Origin of the sequence: Pseudanabaena sp. CCNP1317 (assembly GCF_034931345.1) — a bacterium.
Taxonomy (GTDB): Bacteria; Cyanobacteriota; Cyanobacteriia; order Pseudanabaenales; family Pseudanabaenaceae; genus Pseudanabaena; species Pseudanabaena galeata.
Genome location: NZ_JAYGIF010000110.1, coordinates 25174 through 43503, shown reverse-complemented (window position 1 = coordinate 43503; position 18330 = coordinate 25174). Strand labels below are relative to the sequence as shown.

The following is an 18330-nucleotide window of genomic DNA, read 5'->3' as shown; positions in this document are numbered from 1 at the left end:
TAGAACTAATCCTCCACCTGCCTGTGCTTCTATTGCCAAACGCGAAAAGTTAGATTTTCGTATCGAATTTGCTCGTATTACCATTGTCTCATCTTGAGACTCTCCTGAGTTTTCTGCACCACTAAGCTGGTCAAGTCACATTAGATTTGTCTGCTACTAATATAGAAAGGCTATGCATATCTAGTTTGTCATTCATAAAGCAGCAAGCCCTTACAAAACGAATTCAACTAATAAATAAAGTACCGAAGTATTTGCCAGAAGTAATGTTAGATGAGAGACGGATTCGACAAGTATTAATCAATCTACTAAATAATGCGGTTAAATTTACAATGGAGGGTGGAACGATCACCTTAGAAGCATCCATAGTTCCATCTAATACAAGTACGACCAATCTCACGACTCCAAATCAACTAAGGATAGCCGTGATTGATACGGGGATAGGTATCTCAGCCAAGAATATCCAAAAACTATTTCAGCCCTTTATCCAAATTGAAAGCGCGTTGAATCGTCAATATACTGGTACAGGATTGGGATTGGCTTTGGTCAGGAAGCTTGTCGAACTTCATGGAGGCAGCGTAGAACTGACTAGCGAAGTAGGAGTTGGGAGTTGCTTTGGGCTCAAGCTTCCTCTTCGTAACAACTCTCTTGATCTCGAAGAGCAAACTGAGTATGTCTTATCTGGACAGACTCATATAGAGCCAAACCCAACTAAGATCCCAACTTCGCCCTTAATTTTGCTAGCTGAAGATAACAAGTCTAACGTTGCGACCTTTACCAGTTACCTCGAAGCTAAGGGCTATCGCTTTGTATTTGCTACAGATGGACAACAGGCGATCACGATCGCCAAAGCTGAGCATCCTGACTTGATTTTGATGGATATTCAAATGCCCGTCTTGGATGGGCTAGAAGCAATCAAGCAAATTCGCCTCGATCCAAATCTGGTTGATATTCCAATTATTGCGCTGACGGCTTTAGCAATGGCTGGCGATCGCGAAAGATGTCTGGATGCTGGAGCAAATGAATATCTACAAAAGCCCTTAAAGCTTAAGCAATTGGCTACTAGTATTCAACAAATTTTAAACGCAAAGAAAAATGTGTAATTTTTTGGTTTCTTTCTAACCTTAATATTTCTAGCTTTGATATATATGAGAAAAAGTTTATCTAAAATAAAGTCTATCAATTCACTCAAACTAGGAGGCCTTGGGCTTTCTTCTATTGGTACAAGATTATTTTTATCAATAATGATACCTGTTACTATCGGATTAGCTGGATTAGGGACTCTAATTTATTTTAGTGTGAAAGCTGACAAGCTATACCATCTAACGACAGACGCAGATCTCAAGGTTAAAGAGGTAGATGCTGAGTTGCGTAACAGTGAGATTTTTTTACAAAGTTTAGTCGTAGCAACTATCAATTTACAAAATAACGGAGTGCGATCGCCATCTGTATACGACCAAATGGTTCTTTCATTTATGTCCGTTCGCCCCAAGCTAATTACTGGCTTTGGCATAATGCAAACTCCAAATGGCTTAGTAGATCGCCAGTGGTTTGGACCTTATATCGAAGAGACGCAACCAAATCGAGGTGTTAAACTGCCTGAAGATGCCAATTATAGTTTAGTAGAACTTTGGCAAGTCGATAAATATCCTGAATTGCAATATTATACCGATGCAATCAAGGAGAACAAGTTCTTTTGGTCAAAGCCATATATCAATGAAGTTTATCCAGTTCCATTGGTGACATTTGCGGGACCCATCCGCGATCGCAACGGCAATTTAATTGGAATTGTGAATGGTGATATTAACATTAGAGATCTTAATCTTAATGAGAAAAGTCACTCTAATGAGAAAAGTCACTCCAAGGATGATGGATATTCAGTGTTTGTGACTCAAGAGGGAATGATTTTAAGTTATGAACCTGAACCTAACAGAGCAATTCATTTAGAAAACATTGCATCAATGTCCTCATATAAAATTATGTGGAATGATGTCCAATCTGAATTAGCTCAAGGGAAATCTCAAGGAATTATCGAGTCAGATGCGACTCAAAGTTTTTGGGTTTATGAGAGAGTGCCAAGTAGTCAATGGGTGATGTTGCAATCTATCCCCTATGGTACGGTTGTCAATCCTGCCCTATTGCTATCCATCAGTGCAACTCTGGCGGCAGCGATCGTCATGGCTTTTGTTGTGGTGCTATTTATCCGTTATCTAAACCGTCGATTGCAGCCAATTTTAGAGGCTTGCGAAGTAAAAGGCACAGAAAGCAATGAGCAAATTAGCTCCAATGATGAAATTAGTCGCTTATCGACAGCCTTCTTCAGTATGATGGAACGCCAAGAAAATCTTGTGCAGCAATTGCAACTAACCAATACTCAACTAATTGATTCCCATCGACTAAAGGACAGTTTTTTGGCAAATATGAGTCACGAACTGCGTACTCCCCTCAATGCCATTTTAGGAATGACGGAATTATTGCAAGTCAACATATTTGGTGCAGTCAATGATCGCCAACTTGACGCATTACAAACTGTCGAAAGGAGCGGGAACCATCTTCTCGAATTAATTAACGACATTTTGGACTTAGCAAAAATTGAATCTGGACAGATCGAGCTAGATTTTGCGATCGCTTCAATCTCTCCGATAGCTCAATCAAGTTTAGAATTTGTGCAGCAGCAAGCCTTAAAAAAACAAATTCAATTAGCAGTCAAATTTGCCCCTAACCTCCCTAACCTGCTAATAGATGAACGACGTATTCGTCAAGCATTAATTAATCTTCTCAATAATGCAGTTAAATTTACGCCGACTGGTGGCGGTTATGTCACCTTAGAAGTCACACAGCCTTCTGTCCTAGATAAAACAGATACAACACAAGACTATCTACAGATTTCTATAAGCGATACAGGTATAGGTATCGCGCCAGAGAATATTCAGAAACTATTTCAGCCCTTTATTCAAATCGATAGCGCCTTAAATCGGCAATTTGAAGGAACGGGATTGGGGCTAGCATTGGTAAAGCGCATTGTCGAGCTTCATGGTGGCTATGTAGATTTAACTAGCGAACTGGGCGTAGGCAGTTGCTTCTCAATCCTGCTACCTTGTCTGCCTCTCCCAAACCCTCAAACTAAAATAGGCTCAGGCAATCGACCAGTTAAGCCCTTAGAAACTGAACTCTCAACCACCTATACAGATATCAGACAAGATTTTCTGATATTGATCGTAGACGATGATGAAGTCAATTCTATGACGGTTTCGAGTTACCTTAAAGCTAAGAGTTATCGATTTCTTTTAGCAAAAGATGGTAAAGAAGCGATCGCACTTACTAAAGCCCATAAACCTGATCTGATTTTGATGGATATTCAAATGCCAGTCATGGACGGTTTAGAAGCAACTCGGCAGATCCGTCTCGATCCAAATCTGGTTGATATTCCAATTATTGCGCTGACGGCTTTAGCAATGGCTGGCGATCGCGAAAGATTTCTAGAAGCTGGAGCCAGTGATTATTTAGCTAAGCCATTTAAGTTAAAGAATTTAGCTAAAATGATTCAAACATTGTTAGAGCGTGTTTGAGAAGTTTTTATACCAATTCACAAAAGTGTGTCCACACTTTTGTGAATTGGTAAGTCGCAAAGCGCTGTATGCAAACTAAAAATCTAGAAAGCTGTCCCGCCCGCTACGCGGGCGGGACAGCTTCTGGTTTTAGGGTTTATGGTGAGCTACTTATTACCCCAGAGGCTGCATAGCAGTGGATTGTCAACACAATAAATCTGGACGACGTTGTTTAGTTCTCAAAATTTGTTGTTCCTTTCTCCATTCCGCAATTAATTTATGGTTGCCCGATCGCAAAACTTCAGGAACTTCCCAACCACGAAATACGGGTGGTCTGGTATATTGTGGATAATCTAACAATCCATCTTCAAAACTCTCAAACTTGAGTGAGTCTTCTTTCCCAACTGTCCCCGGACGCAACCGCACAACTCCATTAATCAACGCCAGCGCAGGAATCTCACCACAGGTCAACACAAAATCACCGAGAGAAACTTCGCGAGTTACTAAGTGTTCACATACGCGCTCATCGACACCTTCATAGCTGCCACAAATGAGAACTAGTTGATCGTAATTGGCTAGTGCCTTAAACATCTCCTGTTTCATTGGCTCCCCTTGCGGAGTCAAGTAAATAATTTCTCGCTTCGGTAAACTAGGTAGTGACTCCACCGCCGCAAAGATGGGGTCAGGCTTCATCAACATGCCCACGCCGCCGCCGTAGGGTTCATCATCGACACGATGATGCTTGTCGGTGGTGAAATCTCTCGGATTGGTGAGATGTACTTCCGCAATTTGATTGGCGATCGCCTTACCGAGCAAACTTGTCTGCAATGGCGAAGTGAAAAATTCAGGAAAGAGAGTGACAATATCTATACGCATAAATAAATTCTATAGTAGAGGGCAGTGCTACGCGCTGCCCTCTATCTTTAATGTAGTTATGCTGTCCGTCGCTGAAACCGAAAAAATAATTTTAGATTTAGTCAAACCTTTCGATCCTGAAATCGATAGTGAAATTTTGCCCTTGTCGCAAGCGATCGCTCGAATTCTTGCTGAGGACATTAACAGCACTATGGACTTTCCCCATTGGGACAACTCAGCAATGGATGGCTATGCTTTGCGTTATGCAGACTTAGCCGATTTGCCTGAACTAAAACTCGTGATCGCCTCTGAGGAAATTCCCGCAGGGACAGCGATCGCTAAATCCTTAAGACAAGGTGAATGTATCCGCATATTTACGGGTGGAATGTTGCCGCATGGTGCAGATACGGTAATCATGCAGGAAGATACTGAACGCACTGATAATTTTTTACAGCTTAAGGTCAAGCCAATCCAAGGTGAATATGTCCGCCGCAAGGGTGAATTTATTCAGGCTGGGACAACTCTAGTCAAAGCAGGAACCAAATTAAGCGCAACAGAAGTCGGTGCTTTAGCTTCCGCAAGATGTCAAACGGTAAAAGTATACCGTCAACCGAAAATAGCAATTATTTCCACAGGCAACGAATTGCTGAGCCTTGACAGTTCACAGCCGCTTCAAGTGGGTCAAATTATTGATTCCAATCTCTATGCATTATCAGCATTAATTCATCAAGTAGGGGCGATCGCTATGCCCTTTGGATCGGTAGGGGACGATCCATCTGAATTGCGAAAGATCATGCAACAGGCGATCGCCTCAGCCGATATCGTGATCTCTACGGGCGGCGTTTCTGTCGGTGATTACGATTATGTGGATCAAATCCTAGGAAAAATGGGAGCGGATATTTATGTGCAATCAGTGGCGATTAAACCAGGGAAACCGCTTACCGTCGCATCCATTTCTCCATCTCTTAATGTGAATAAAAGTGAGGATAAAGTTCTTTACTTCGGAATTCCCGGAAATCCCATGTCAGCCATGACTAGCTTTTGGCGATTTATTCGTGGTGCGATCGCTAAATTAAATGGAAGTAATCAAACTTACTGGTATCCACAATTTATCAAAGCCGTCACAATGAAGGATTTACACTCACAAGGGCGGCGCGAAACCTACTTATGGGGAGATTTAAGCTATCAAAAAGGACAGCCTATTTTTCAACCTGTGCAGAATTATAGTTCTGGAAATTTGATCAGTGCGATCGGTTCAAATGCCCTAGCAGTAATGCATATCAACCAAACCTATGTACCAATGGGAGATGCAGTAATGATTATGTTAGTCTAATCATAATTTCCATCATGGCACTAAATCATTGTTAAAGGTATAATCTATGGACTATGAATAACATGAAAATTCTGTAGTTGTCTCAGACAATTAAAGACATTGAACATGCAGACATAGATCCTATGATTTTCATTTGGTTTTAGTTAAGCCTTGCAAGGCTTTGGGTCAAGCTAAGACAACGAAACTCTATGTGCCATTGACAGCTATTGGTATCAAGCACATGTATGCAAAGTTCTCCTTGTTCTCCTTTATTGTATTGGGCATATTTTCTGGCTGCTGGCATCATTGAGGATGTTTGTCTTATGCCATTAGATGAAAGTAGTTTAACTAAAGAAAATATATTCACACTTTTAAGAGGATATAGGATTTCTCCCTCTGATACTTTGCAGCAACAGCTTATTGAAATTCACATGGGATTAATTCGTGAAACAATCGCGGCTTTACCTATCTCATTAATTAATCAAAGAAACATTGGCGATCGCCGATCTAGCGATCGACCAAACATAAACGAGCGTAGAGTCTCAAATCGTCGGGTTGGGGAACGCAGATCCAGCGATCGAGAATTACTCGAAGTTGGTAAACAAGGATTAAAAAAAGCCCTACTCCAATTTAATCCTGAGACCAATCCCAATTTTTCTGAATTTGCGCGATCTCATATTCACCAGCACCTAGAGAATTTTTTGCAAAGACAATATCTTGACAATCGTAATGAACCTCACGAAGCTGAAGAATCTGATCCGCAAACTACCATCACCCGCAAACAAGAAAGTCTGGAAATTTTGCAAGCCTATCGAGCTAATCCCACCATCAAGCTACGGAATAAACTCGTAAATTTAAATATTGGGTTAGTGCGTCGTGAAGCCTATCACTGGAAAAATCAATGCCAAGAAAGTTTTGAAGACCTCATGCAGGTCGGCTCAATTGGTTTAATTAATGCGATCGAGAGATTTGATGTGAGTAAAGGTAACGCTTTTAGCTCCTTTGCCGTGCCATATATCAAGGGTGAAATCCAGCATTATTTACGTGACAAAAGCCCAACGGTGAGAATGCCGCGTGCGTGGCTAGCCACCTATAACCAAGGCTGCAAAATTATTCGTAATAGGCGGACGGAGACTGGTCGGGAACCATCAAGTCAAGAGATAGCGAATGAGCTAGGCATTACTGTTAGTGAGTGGTATGACATTAAACTTGCCTGTCAAAACCGATCGCCGATTAGTCTAGATACACCCATCGATCAAAGCGAAGATAACTCCACATCGATAGGCGATCTGGTGACCGATCACAAATACCAAAGTTTTCAGCTTGCCCAAGAAGATAATATTCGCCTCCAGCAAGCCCTCGATCTCCTAGAAGATCGCACCCGTGAAGTGGTGGAGTTTGTATTTTTGAAAGAGTTTACCCATCGTGAAGTTGCTGAGACTCTGGGCATTAGTGCTGTTACTGTGTCACGACAACTCAAAAAAGGCTTAATTGCCCTCAAAAAGATTTTGGCTACACCGATTGAATAATTCAAATAGCGTGAGGGAGAGCTTTGCTCTGCCTTACACCATTAACTATCATTTCTTTTTTAAGATGTTGTCATATTCAGCGTGTGAACCTATCCAAAACCATACGATCTTTTCTTCTTGTGGTTTGATTATGCCTAAAGCCCTCCAGCCAATACCTACTCTAATAGACCAAATATTTTGATTATGGATAATCTCCTTAAACTCTAGGCTCGGATGAGAGGGATTGTCTTTCCAGAGTTCGTAGTTTTTCTTGGCAGTTTCTTTGATGTGTTGAGGTAACTTTATAAATAATTTTGTAAAGTCTTTGGTTCTAGAGGATCTCATTATTCCTGACCAAAACCCTTTGATTCAGTTTCACCCCTATCATCATCCTGTATAGCTGCTTGAGCCATTTGTTGAAATATACCTAGATCAATATCTGGATTAGATAAAGTTTTTTGCCAATTTAACTCATTCTGAATATCTTCCAGCAATTGCCGCGCAATTTCATCTTGAAGATTATTTGAGAGCTTTTGGGCTTCTTGAAAGGCTTTTTCCAGTAGTTTAGTCATGCTTTTGATTATGGCAACATAGCCAATGATATTTCTTTTTTTTGATTCTGGGAATCTCAAACAAATAACAAAAAAAGCGATCGCCTGTGGCGATCGCTTTTTTGATTCGATAAAGATTTTCGTCAAGCGAAAATTTTTACTAGATTGGAGTAGTTGCTTGCAATCTAGCGCGAGCCATCCGCAAATTTTGCTCAGCTTGAATCTTGCCTTGCTTATCTTCAGCCTTAATACCAGCCAAAGCTTGCTCCGCATCTTCAAGTTTTTTGCGTGCTTCTTCAGCATTGATCGTGCTGCCTAATTCGCCACTACGTACCAAAACAGTTACTTCGTTTTCTTCGACTTCAGCAAAACCGCCCGTAAGAGCGATCGCAGCCCAAGCTTTATCCTTGCGAAAACGTAGCACGCCTGTTTCGAGAGCCGAAATCAGAGGGGCGTGATCGGTCAAAATACCCAATTGCCCTGTGGAACTAGGTAAAATCACTTCCTCTGCGGCAGTATCCAGAATTGTTGTATCTGGGGAAATTACTTTTACAGTTAGGGTCATTTTTAAAATTGTTGGTTATTTTTTTAGCTATTAGCTTCTGGGCTATTAGCTGTTAGCTATTAGCGTTTAGCTTTTCAAAAGCTAACAGCTAACAGCTAAGCGCTAATAGCCAAAACACCTAGTTACCAGCCTTGAGCTTTTCTGCCTTAGCGATCGCTTCTTCGATGTTGCCAACGAGGTAGAAAGCTTGCTCAGGAAGATCATCAAGTTCACCCTTAAGGATGCGATCGAAACCACTGATGCTTTCTTCGAGGGTGACATACTTACCAGGAGAGCCAGTAAATACTTCGGCAACGAAGAAGGGCTGAGACAAGAAACGCTCAATCTTACGGGCGCGGGCTACAGCCAACTTGTCATCTTCAGATAGTTCATCCAAGCCCAAGATGGCGATGATATCTTGCAGTTCTTTGTAGCGCTGAAGAATAGCTTGTACGCCACGAGCTACGCGGTAGTGCTCATCGCTAACTACACCTGGTTGCAACATAGTCGAGGAAGAATCGAGGGGGTCAACCGCAGGATAAATACCCTTAGAAGCCAAGCCACGAGACAACACGGTGGTTGCATCCAAGTGAGCAAAGGTGGTTGCAGGAGCTGGGTCAGTCAAGTCATCCGCAGGTACATACACCGCTTGTACAGAGGTGATGGAACCTTCGGTGGTTGAGGTAATGCGCTCTTGCAAAGCACCCATGTCGGTGGCAAGAGTAGGTTGATAACCTACAGCCGATGGCATCCGACCAAGTAGCGCGGATACTTCCGAACCAGCTTGAGTGAAGCGGAAAATATTGTCGATGAACAACAATACGTCTTGCTTGGAGACATCACGGAAATATTCAGCCATGGTCAACGCGGTTAAGCCAACACGCATACGCGCTCCAGGTGGCTCATTCATTTGACCGTAAACAAGAGCGAGGTACTGAAGTACGCCCGATTCTTTCATTTCGTTGTAGAGGTCATTACCTTCGCGGGTACGTTCGCCTACACCACCAAACACCGACACACCAGAGTGCTTTTTGGCGATGTTGTTAATTAATTCTTGAATTAATACGGTTTTGCCTACACCAGCACCACCGAATAGTCCAATTTTGCCACCACGTCGATAGGGTGCGAGAAGGTCAATTACCTTAATGCCCGTTTCAAAAGTGCTAGGTTTGGTTTCGAGTGATGTAAATGCAGGGGATGGACGGTGAATTGGGAATTTTTCTTCGGTGGTAACAGGACCTAATTCATCAATAGGTTCGCCTAATACGTTGAAGATACGACCAAGGGTGTTAGGACCAACAGGAACACTAATCGGTGCGCCTGTATCGGTTACATCCATACCTCTAACGATGCCGTCAGTGGTACTCATTGCAACTGCACGAACTTGGTTATCGCCTAATAATTGTTGTACTTCACAGGTGACGTTGATGTCTTGTCCTGCGGAGTTACGTCCAGTTACGACTACGGCGTTATAAATTTCGGGGATTTTGCCACTGGGGAATTCGGCATCGACCACAGGACCGATGATCTTGGTGATGCGCCCGACTGATACTTTCTCTGCGGTTGTTACCATGCTTGCTGTTTACTCCAGCCTCTTAACTCAGAATCTAAAAAATTTGCAATGAAATGACGTGCAAGAAGATAGATGCAAGAAGATGCAACATATCAATAGGATCAAACTCTAAGAGTTTAACTTTTTTGCACTCACATATAAAGCTAACCGCTTCTCAAAATATCATTTAATGGGGATCGAAAGATCGCTGGTTTACCGAAAACGATTAGATTTTCTGCTATGGGACAATTGATTTTGTATATTGCCTCAAGTTTAGATGGCTATGTTGCGCGTAGTTCTGGAGCGGTGGACTGGCTATTTACAGATCAGGACTACGAGTATGAGGATTTTTATGCGACCTGCGATCGCCTAATCATGGGACGCAACACCTATGAGCAGATCCAATCTTGGGGCGAATATCCCTATCCTGATAAGCAAGGTTTTGTATTTTCACGTACTATGCAGCTTTAGGACTGACGCATTAGCCGTTTAACTAATTAGAATCAATGAAAATTAACGCCAATCTCTCTACGGAATTACTCACCTACTATCGCCAGCTTAGTACAGAGGTGTTTACAGTAGTTGACCTAGAAACAACAGGAGGAAAAGGCGATCGCGATCGGATTATCGAAATTTCAGTTCTTCAAGCCACGCTCAAAGATGGAATTCAACAAATACTTACCGACCTAATTAATCCTCATATCCCCATACCTGAACAAATCGTTAGATTTACGGGTATCTCACAGGACATGGTTACTGATGTTGATGGCAGCGATCAGATTTTGCCCAGATATTTGCCCATGCTGCAAACAGGGATTCTGACTGCCCACAATATTGGGTTTGACTACTCTTTTCTTAAAGCTGAATATCAAAGGCTTGGAATTGAATTTATTGCTCCTAAGCAACTTTGCACCGTCAAGCTATCGAGGCTGCTACTACCACATTTACCATCGCGATCGCTACCTAAGTTAGTCAAACACTACAACTTTGATGTCGGTAAGTCCCATCGAGCCGAATCGGATGCGATCGCCTGTTGGTTGCTGTTAGAGAAGCTACTAAACGAACTACTCAGTGCTAAAGATGAAGAAATCTTGAATCTATTTGGTCAACAATGGCTTTCTGGAGAAGACATTGCCATAATTTTACAGCTTCCTCTTTATCAAGTTGAAGAGCTTTTGACAGACTCGACAATCAAATCAAGGTTCTCAAATCGCAGACAAATCAATCTGTATCAACGTAGAGGAGTTGAAGAATTGGCAAAGACAATCATGCCATCCTCTACCTAGACAAAAGTGGCGGCGCAATGCGCCGCCACTTTTGTCTAGTGTTCTCTTATCCCCTGATGTTACGTGGATGGAATTCCTGCAATCATCTAAGTCTAGGGCTGGCACGGGGGCGCAGCCCCTACAAAATCTAAATTATTGAGGTAGGGGCTGCGCCCCCGTGCCAGCCCTGTCATGCTTGCAGCAAGAGATTCATCATCTGAGTTCCACGTAACATCAGTTATCCCAATTCACGAAAGTGTAGCAACACTTTTGTGAATTACAACGCTTTGCGCTCAAATTCAAACCAAGAAAAAAATTGAAAGCGTTGCAAAGCAAATCTTTCAATTTTTTCTTGTGGCTCGTTTGATCGGCAATTTCTGTAAAGTCCCAACCCAGCAATGTAATACCAAGTTAAGAAATGGCTACGCCATTTCTTAACTTGGTATTACATTGTCATATAAGTTACGAGGAAAAGCCCCGACCATCTGTTGACGATAGGGGAGAAGATAGTTTAGTGCTGTTTGACAATCAGACTGAATTTGAGCTTTGAGCGCATCTAGTGAATCAAACTTTCTCTCAGGTCGAATAAATTTGATGAGATTTACATTAAGCATCTGGTCATAAAGATCACCCTGCCAATTAAATAAATGCACCTCAACCGATCGCTGATCGCCATCTACAGTTGGACGCAATCCAATATTCATCACCCCTAATATTTGTGACTGTGTTTCTACATCAGGATGATTGACTGTTGCTTGAACTGCATACACCCCATCACGCGGCAAACACTTTTGTGTAGGCAGTTCTAAATTTGCGGTGGGGAAGCCTATCGTCCGCCCCAATTGCTTACCTTGGATAACCCTACCTACTAGGTTATAAGGACGACCGAGCAGCGAATTAGCTAAATCAATTTCACCTTGGGCTAGGGCTGTGCGAATATTCGAGCTACTGATTCTTACAGGAGGCTGCTCTCCCTCTCCGAATCTCATCGTCTGCTCTGCAATCACCGTAAGGCGATCGCCCCAAATATTTTGTAAATCAGTGATATTACCTTGTCGTTTCTGCCCGAAGTGAAAATCAAAGCCGACGCTGATTAATTCGACTTGGAGGGAGTCAATTAAAATTTTCTGGATAAATTCGGCAGCAGTTAGCTTGGCAAGATCCGCATCAAAAGGCAGCAAAACCAATTGCTCCACACCAAGAGACTTGAGCAAAGCTACTTTCTCATCAAAGGGGGCAAGTAGCGATCGCTGTTTTTGATTAAAAAATTCTTGGGGATGCGGCGAAAAAGAAACGACGGTACTCGTTAAATTTGGGTAGCGATCGCGCAAAGATGTCGGCAAAATAGGCACAATCACATGCCGATGTCCCACATGTACGCCATCAAAGTTACCGAGGGCGATCGCAGTGGGACGAGAAATTTGGTTTGGGTCAAAAATTACTCTCACGCTTAACATTTTGACACAATAAAAACCAAAAAATAGGAGATATACGAAGCATGTCTCCTATTTTTTGGTGCTGAGCGTAGTTAAGTACTTGATGCCCCAAAGAGTAATGACAACTTGGAGAATTGTCATGAGATTCTGGTATGTTTGAGGTTCGCCGTTAGCTGACAATCCATGACCGTTAGAGAAACTTTTCGTCGCACAAAAATTGTTGCTACTATTGGACCCGCGACTAGTAGCCCCGATATGATTCGCCAGCTTATTGAAGCAGGCGCAAGTACTTTTCGCCTCAACTTTTCCCACGGCACTCATGCGGATCACCATCGCAGCATTTGCAATATTCGCCAAGTGTCCAGTGAACTCAATCAACCTGTAGGCATTTTGCAAGACTTGCAAGGTCCTAAAATTCGCCTTGGTGTATTTAAAGAAGGTCCAATTACCTTAAATAAAGGTGACAAGTTTACGCTCACCAGCCGCCAAGTTGACGGTAACTCGGAAATTAGTTGCATTACCTATGACACCCTTGCTGAGGAAGTGCCAATCGGCGCAGTAATCATGCTGGATGACGGCAAAGTGGAGATGGTCGTCGAAGCAGTGAATGTGGAATTAGGCGATCTTTATTGCCGCGTAGTCATTGGTGGCACGCTCTCTAACAATAAAGGGGTAAATTTTCCGAACGTGCATTTATTAGTCAGTGCGATGACCGATAAAGATCGCGAGGATTTACGCTTTGGATTGTCTGAAGGTGTGGATTGGGTAGCACTTAGCTTTGTCTGTACTCCTGAAGATGTGCTGGAAGTTAAAGATCTAATTGCTGCTTCAGGTCGTAAGGCTAGTGTTGTAGCCAAAATCGAGAAGCACGAAGCGATCGCCAACATGGAAGCGATTCTCTCGGTTTGCGATGGCGTAATGGTAGCGCGTGGTGATCTTGGCGTAGAAATTCCTGCGGAAGATGTACCGATCGCCCAAAAACAATTAATCAAAACCGCCAATCGCCTCGGCATTCCCGTAATTACAGCGACGCAAATGCTCGATAGCATGGTTAGCAATCCTCGCGCAACCCGTGCGGAAATTTCTGACGTAGCCAACGCAATCATCGATGGTACGGATGCGGTGATGCTCTCTAACGAAACTGCGGTGGGTAAATATCCGATCTTGGCTGTGGAAACTATGGCAAGAATCGCAGTTCGCATCGAAAGAGAACAGGATCTAAAAATGCAGCCCCTTGAAAGCATGGGACGCGCTGTGCCTAATGCCATCAGCCAAGCAGTGGGTAGAATTGCGATTCAACTAAATGCGGCGGCGATCGTTACCCTCACCAAAACAGGCTCTACCGCTCGTAACGTCAGCAAATTCCGTCCACCAATTCCGATTTTGGCAGTTACGCCCAATGTCCAAGTAGCAAGACGTTTGCAAATGGTTTGGGGAGTACAGCCGATGGTCTTAATATCCTTGCCATCAGCAAGACAAAATTTTGAAGCGGCGCTTAATCTTGCTCAAGAGATGAAATTGCTCTCTGCTGGGGACTTGGTGGTTATGTCCGCAGGTACTCTGCAAGATGTGGCAGGTTCTACCGATTTGATCAAAGTCGAATTTGTCTCTTCAGTCGTTGGTAAAGGTTTAAGCATCGGTTCTGGCATAGTTCACGGTCGGGCTAGAGTTGCTTTCCATCACCTTGATGTCCGCGACTTTAACGAAGGCGAAATTCTGGTGATCGATCGCACCGATGCCGACTATATCGAAGTAATTCGCAAAGCCTCGGCAGTAATTACCGAAGAATCCAGCCTTGACTCCCATGCGGTGGTGATTGGTCGCAGGTTGGGTATCCCAATTTTAATTGGCGTACAAAATGCGACAGGCTTCATTCGTGACGGTGAACCCCTAAGCGTTAACTTTAGCAAAGGTATGATCTACTCTGGCTCACGATCAGAAGATCTAGCGTTTTAGCTATATTAAAGTTGATGCTTTGCATCAACTTTAATGTTTTTGAGTTAGTCATGGAAAATTTTGCTTTTTACAATCCAGTCAAGATTTTATTTGGCAAAGGTCAAATTGCGAATATTGGCGCAGAAATCCCCTCTGATGCAAAAATCCTCATCACCTATGGCGGTGGCAGCATCAAAAGCAATGGAGTTTACGAGCAGGTAAAAGCTGCCCTAGCAGGTCGTAACTTTCTGGAATTTGGTGGGATTGAAGCTAATCCGCATCTAGAAACTCTACTCAAAGCGGTGGATCTGATTCGCGCTGAAGGGATTGATTTCTTGCTAGCGGTTGGCGGTGGCTCCGTCGTGGATGGTACAAAATTTATTGCCGCAGCAGTTCCCTTTGATGGCGATCCTTGGGATATTTGTGCCAAACAAGCTCCCGTAAAGGCGGCGATTCCCTTTGGTGCAGTATTGACTTTACCTGCCACAGGTTCTGAGATGAATACTGCTTCTGTGGTAACTAAGTGGGAAACTCAAGAGAAACTCTTCTTTGCTAGCCCATTGGTATTCCCCAAATTCTCAGTGCTAGATCCTGAAACGACTTACTCTTTGCCTATTCGTCAGGTCAGCAATGGAATTGTTGATGCCTATGTTCATGTCATGGAACAGTATTTGACCTATCCTGCCAATGCACCATTGCAAGATCGAATGGCGGAGTCTATCCTCAAAACCTTGATTGAAGAAGGTCCCAAGGTCTTGGCAGATCTCCATAATTACGAAGCACGGGCAAATGTGATGTGGTGTGCGACGATGGCGCTAAATGGACTGATTGGTGTGGGTGTACCTCAAGACTGGGCTACACACATGATCGGACATGAGTTAACGGCTCTACATGGTATCGATCATGCCCAAACTTTGGCGATCGTCTTGCCTAATACATTAACTGTTAGACGCGATCGCAAGCGGCTAAAGCTCTTACAATATGCCGATCGCGTTTGGGGTCTGGTCGATGGGACAGAAGACTCACGTATCGATCAGGCGATCGCTAAAACTCGCGAATTTTTTGAGTCTGTCGGCGTTCCTACCCATCTCTCAGACTATGGTGTAGGGTTAGATGTAATTCCCAAAATCATCGATCGCTTTGAGAAACGTGGTTTTGTCGCTTTAGGCGAAAATCAGGATGTTACGCCTAAAGTTGTCGAGAAAATTTTAGTGCTTTGTGCTTAACTTCTTTCTGTAAAGTGCTGCTTTGCAGCATCTTTAGAAATCTGAAACGCATTTATGTGTGGGTCGGCAAAGCCGACCCACACATAAATGCAGAGTTATGAAATATAAAATATGACTAAAAAACTTTTATTTGTTTGCCTTGGAAATATTTGCCGATCGCCTGCTGCGGAAAATATTATGAATCATTTGATTGAGCAGGAAGGACTAGGCGATCAATTTATTTGTGATTCGGCTGGGACAGGCGGTTGGCATGTGGGCGCATTACCTGATCGTCGTATGCGAGCAGCAGCCAAAGAACGCGGCTTAGATTTTGTTGGTTCAGCTAGACAATTTCAGGCGATGGATTTGCGAGAATTTGATTTAATTCTGGCGATGGATAAGGACAACTATCGCAATATTCTCGCACTCGATCCACAAGGGAAATTTGCCGACAAGGTAAAGATGATGTGTGACTACTGCGAAACCTCCACTGATAAAGAAGTTCCCGATCCTTACTATGGCGGTGCAGATGGATTTAATTACGTAATCGATCTGTTGTTTGATGCCTGTGGTGGTCTACTCAAATCTTTAAAAAGTCATTAAGCTCTTGCAATGCTCTACTAACCCAAAATCAATAACGAAAAGGAGCAACATATATGTCTACTTCAGTTATAGAGGCAGCAAGCACATCAAACAAAAAAGTCTGGACAGATGCGGCTTTTATGTCTCTTCCAGATGATGCATGTCATTATGAAATTGTGGACGGAGAACTAGTTGTAATGGGTAATTCAGGAGCATTGCATGGATATATCTCCATTGTTTTGAGTTCGGCTTTGTTTGCGGTTGTCTCATCTCAAAAGCTAGGAGTATTATTTGATTCGAGTACTGCTTTTAAAATGAAAAATGGCAATAAACGCTCTCCCGATATTTCTTTCTTTACCAAAGAGCGCTTACAAGGAATTTCAGAACTTCCTACTAGCTTTTTAGAAGGTGCGCCAGATTTGGCGATCGAAATCCTATCCCCTGCTAATACGGTTGAAGAAATCAACACCAAAATCTTAGAATATTTTGAGAATGGAACTCGGTTAGTTTGGGTTGTCAATCCAATCCAACATTATGTGCTGGTCTATCGTTCCGCACAAGAACCCGATCGCCTTCTGAAACGAGGCGATTTTCTAGATGGCGAGGATGTTATTAATGGGTTTACTTTTCCTGTAGCGGATCTATTTCAAAGTTTGTCCTTTTAGCGAAAATCCTACAACAGATAGATCAGTCTATATAAAATGGGCGATCGCGCTGAGTGTTTGCCAAAAAAGCTTCTAGTTCTTCCCATTGTTTATTCTCAATTAAACCAATCACTGCTTGCAAAGATTGCTGATAATTTTGCAGCGATCGCAATACTGCTGATTGATTGTATTCTGCCATCAGACGACCCAGTTCAGGATTGCCGCCACCTACGCGACTAGTATCACGGAAGCCTGAACTTGCTAAATTTTGCGCTAATTTTAAAACGCGATCATCGTCTTCTTGCTGACAGGATGCAATTAAGCTTGCGCTAATCATTACAGGTGCATGGCTAATCATTGCTACAGCGCGATCATGTTCTTCGGGGCTACATTCATGAATATTCATGCCCACGGATTGCCATAGCGATCGCACCTTTGCTACTGCATCAAGATCATCACTCGGCGTAACCACACAGGGACGATTTTGAAATAGATTACGTTCGGCGGCTGAGATGCCTTGAAAGGCAGTGCCAGCCATCGGATGACTGCCCACAAATTGCTGATTAAATTGCTGACAGATTTTTGATGCAGGTTCCACAATTGCAGCTTTGACCGAGCCAACATCCGTAAAGATGACATTAGCGGGTAACTTTGGCGCAATTAATGCAATTGTGGACAGGATCGAGGCGATCGGTGTGCAGATGACAACGATATCTGTTTGGGCAAGAATGCGATCGGGAATATTTTCAATATCTATGTCAGCAATATTTACGGCGGCGATCGCTTCTGCTTGTTTGCAGGTTTCAGGGTTGCGGCTAAGACCCCATACATAATTTTGAGCTTGGTTATGATCTTGCGTTGAGGCGAGCAGATCTAAGCCTAGCGAACCACCGATTAGTCCTAATCCAACAATACCAATGTTCATAAAATATATTTAGGGTAGCAAGCGCTTTGTGCTTGCTACCCTATTTGAGTTAGAACTTGCGAAGGTCAATACCTGCTTCCTTAGCAAATGCTGATAGTCCTTTCTTTTGCAAAGTTTTGATGGCTTTGGTGGAAATTTGTAATTTTACAAAACGCTTTCCTTCTTCCCACCAAATTCTTTTGTCTTGTAAGTTTACGTGTTGTAAGTGCTTATGACGCTTGTGTGAGAAAGAAATCGATACGGCATTATTGGCTTTTTTGCCTGTTAGTTGGCATACGCGACTCATAGTACTAGTCTCCTATTTTTTCAGTCCAGCTAACCATACTACAGCCTTAAAGTATCCTTCGGCAATACTTAGGACATAAAACCCAAAAGATGAGTGGCGGTGCTTCGCGCCGTCACTCATCTTTTGGGTTTAGCGCTATTTCTTTTGTGTTTTGGCATAAGACGATCGCTACTACTTTTTCTGCT

17 protein-coding genes and 1 pseudogene are annotated in these 18330 nt (G+C 42.9%); 10 read left to right on the top strand and 8 right to left on the bottom strand.

The window, feature by feature from the left end; all coding sequences use genetic code 11:
• Positions 1–125: 125 nt before the first annotated feature.
• Positions 126–1100 (top strand): annotated as a pseudogene (locus tag VB775_RS20395) (ATP-binding protein); the annotation flags it as partial.
• Between the two features lie 141 nt (positions 1101–1241).
• Entirely contained in the window at positions 1242–3566 is a 2325-nt protein-coding gene (locus VB775_RS20390; protein ID WP_281009324.1) for a response regulator, read from the top strand.
• 183 nt (positions 3567–3749) lie between these two features.
• Here VB775_RS20390 and trmD read toward each other — a convergent pair whose 3' ends face one another.
• Positions 3750–4421 carry a tRNA (guanosine(37)-N1)-methyltransferase TrmD gene (gene trmD, locus VB775_RS20385; RefSeq protein WP_281009325.1) on the bottom strand — a complete coding sequence of 224 codons (672 nt, stop codon included), beginning with the start codon at positions 4419–4421 and terminating at the stop codon, positions 3750–3752.
• A 58-nt stretch (positions 4422–4479) separates the two neighbouring features.
• Between trmD and glp the strand changes: the two genes are divergently transcribed.
• Entirely contained in the window at positions 4480–5733 is a 1254-nt protein-coding gene (glp, locus tag VB775_RS20380) for a gephyrin-like molybdotransferase Glp (protein WP_281009326.1), read from the top strand.
• Positions 5734–5957: 224 nt separating this feature from the next.
• A complete protein-coding gene (locus VB775_RS20375) occupies positions 5958–7241 on the top strand; it encodes an RNA polymerase sigma factor SigF (protein ID WP_323216922.1) in 1284 nt (427 codons plus the stop codon).
• A gap of 48 nt (positions 7242–7289) precedes the next feature.
• Here VB775_RS20375 and VB775_RS20370 read toward each other — a convergent pair whose 3' ends face one another.
• The 4 genes from VB775_RS20370 to atpD form a co-directional block, all read right to left on the bottom strand.
• Complete coding sequence (locus VB775_RS20370) at positions 7290–7565, bottom strand: hypothetical protein (RefSeq protein ID WP_281009327.1); 276 nt, start codon at positions 7563–7565, stop codon at positions 7290–7292.
• Complete coding sequence (locus tag VB775_RS20365; protein ID WP_281009328.1) at positions 7565–7918, bottom strand: hypothetical protein; 354 nt, start codon at positions 7916–7918, stop codon at positions 7565–7567. The genes VB775_RS20370 and VB775_RS20365 overlap by 1 nt, the downstream gene beginning before the upstream one ends.
• Before the next feature lie 13 nt (positions 7919–7931).
• Positions 7932–8336 (bottom strand): ATP synthase F1 subunit epsilon, encoded by a 405-nt coding sequence (gene atpC, locus VB775_RS20360; RefSeq protein WP_281009329.1) that lies wholly within the window; start codon positions 8334–8336, stop codon positions 7932–7934.
• A 118-nt stretch (positions 8337–8454) separates the two neighbouring features.
• Positions 8455–9888: a F0F1 ATP synthase subunit beta gene (gene atpD, locus VB775_RS20355; RefSeq protein ID WP_190577763.1), complete on the bottom strand. Its 1434-nt coding sequence runs from the start codon at positions 9886–9888 to the stop codon at positions 8455–8457.
• Positions 9889–10107: 219 nt separating this feature from the next.
• On the opposite strand from atpD, the gene VB775_RS20350 reads away from it, so the two are divergent.
• On the top strand, positions 10108–10338 hold the full coding sequence (locus VB775_RS20350) for a dihydrofolate reductase family protein (RefSeq protein ID WP_281009330.1): 231 nt from the start codon (positions 10108–10110) through the stop codon (positions 10336–10338).
• Positions 10339–10373: 35 nt separating this feature from the next.
• Positions 10374–11153 (top strand): PolC-type DNA polymerase III, encoded by a 780-nt coding sequence (locus VB775_RS20345; RefSeq protein ID WP_281009331.1) that lies wholly within the window; start codon positions 10374–10376, stop codon positions 11151–11153.
• A 413-nt stretch (positions 11154–11566) separates the two neighbouring features.
• On the opposite strand, the gene VB775_RS20340 is transcribed toward VB775_RS20345, so the two are convergent.
• The gene (locus VB775_RS20340) at positions 11567–12580 is read right to left on the bottom strand and encodes a bifunctional riboflavin kinase/FAD synthetase (RefSeq protein WP_407072984.1); all 1014 of its coding nucleotides are present in this window, start codon (positions 12578–12580) and stop codon (positions 11567–11569) included.
• A 171-nt stretch (positions 12581–12751) separates the two neighbouring features.
• Here VB775_RS20340 and pyk point away from each other — a divergent pair, with 171 nt between their 5' ends.
• From pyk to VB775_RS20320, 4 genes are all read left to right on the top strand, one after another.
• Positions 12752–14524 carry a pyruvate kinase gene (pyk, locus tag VB775_RS20335; RefSeq protein WP_190579709.1) on the top strand — a complete coding sequence of 591 codons (1773 nt, stop codon included), beginning with the start codon at positions 12752–12754 and terminating at the stop codon, positions 14522–14524.
• A gap of 50 nt (positions 14525–14574) precedes the next feature.
• Positions 14575–15729: an iron-containing alcohol dehydrogenase gene (locus VB775_RS20330; RefSeq protein WP_281009333.1), complete on the top strand. Its 1155-nt coding sequence runs from the start codon at positions 14575–14577 to the stop codon at positions 15727–15729.
• Between the two features lie 111 nt (positions 15730–15840).
• Complete coding sequence (locus VB775_RS20325; protein WP_281009334.1) at positions 15841–16311, top strand: low molecular weight protein-tyrosine-phosphatase; 471 nt, start codon at positions 15841–15843, stop codon at positions 16309–16311.
• 53 nt (positions 16312–16364) lie between these two features.
• Positions 16365–16955 carry a Uma2 family endonuclease gene (locus VB775_RS20320; RefSeq protein WP_281009335.1) on the top strand — a complete coding sequence of 197 codons (591 nt, stop codon included), beginning with the start codon at positions 16365–16367 and terminating at the stop codon, positions 16953–16955.
• 22 nt (positions 16956–16977) lie between these two features.
• On the opposite strand, the gene VB775_RS20315 is transcribed toward VB775_RS20320, so the two are convergent.
• Positions 16978–17859, bottom strand: a complete 882-nt coding sequence (locus tag VB775_RS20315) for a prephenate/arogenate dehydrogenase (protein WP_281009336.1) — start codon at positions 17857–17859, stop codon at positions 16978–16980.
• A 49-nt stretch (positions 17860–17908) separates the two neighbouring features.
• Positions 17909–18145: a 50S ribosomal protein L28 gene (gene rpmB, locus VB775_RS20310; protein WP_094535250.1), complete on the bottom strand. Its 237-nt coding sequence runs from the start codon at positions 18143–18145 to the stop codon at positions 17909–17911.
• Positions 18146–18330 lie beyond the last annotated feature (185 nt).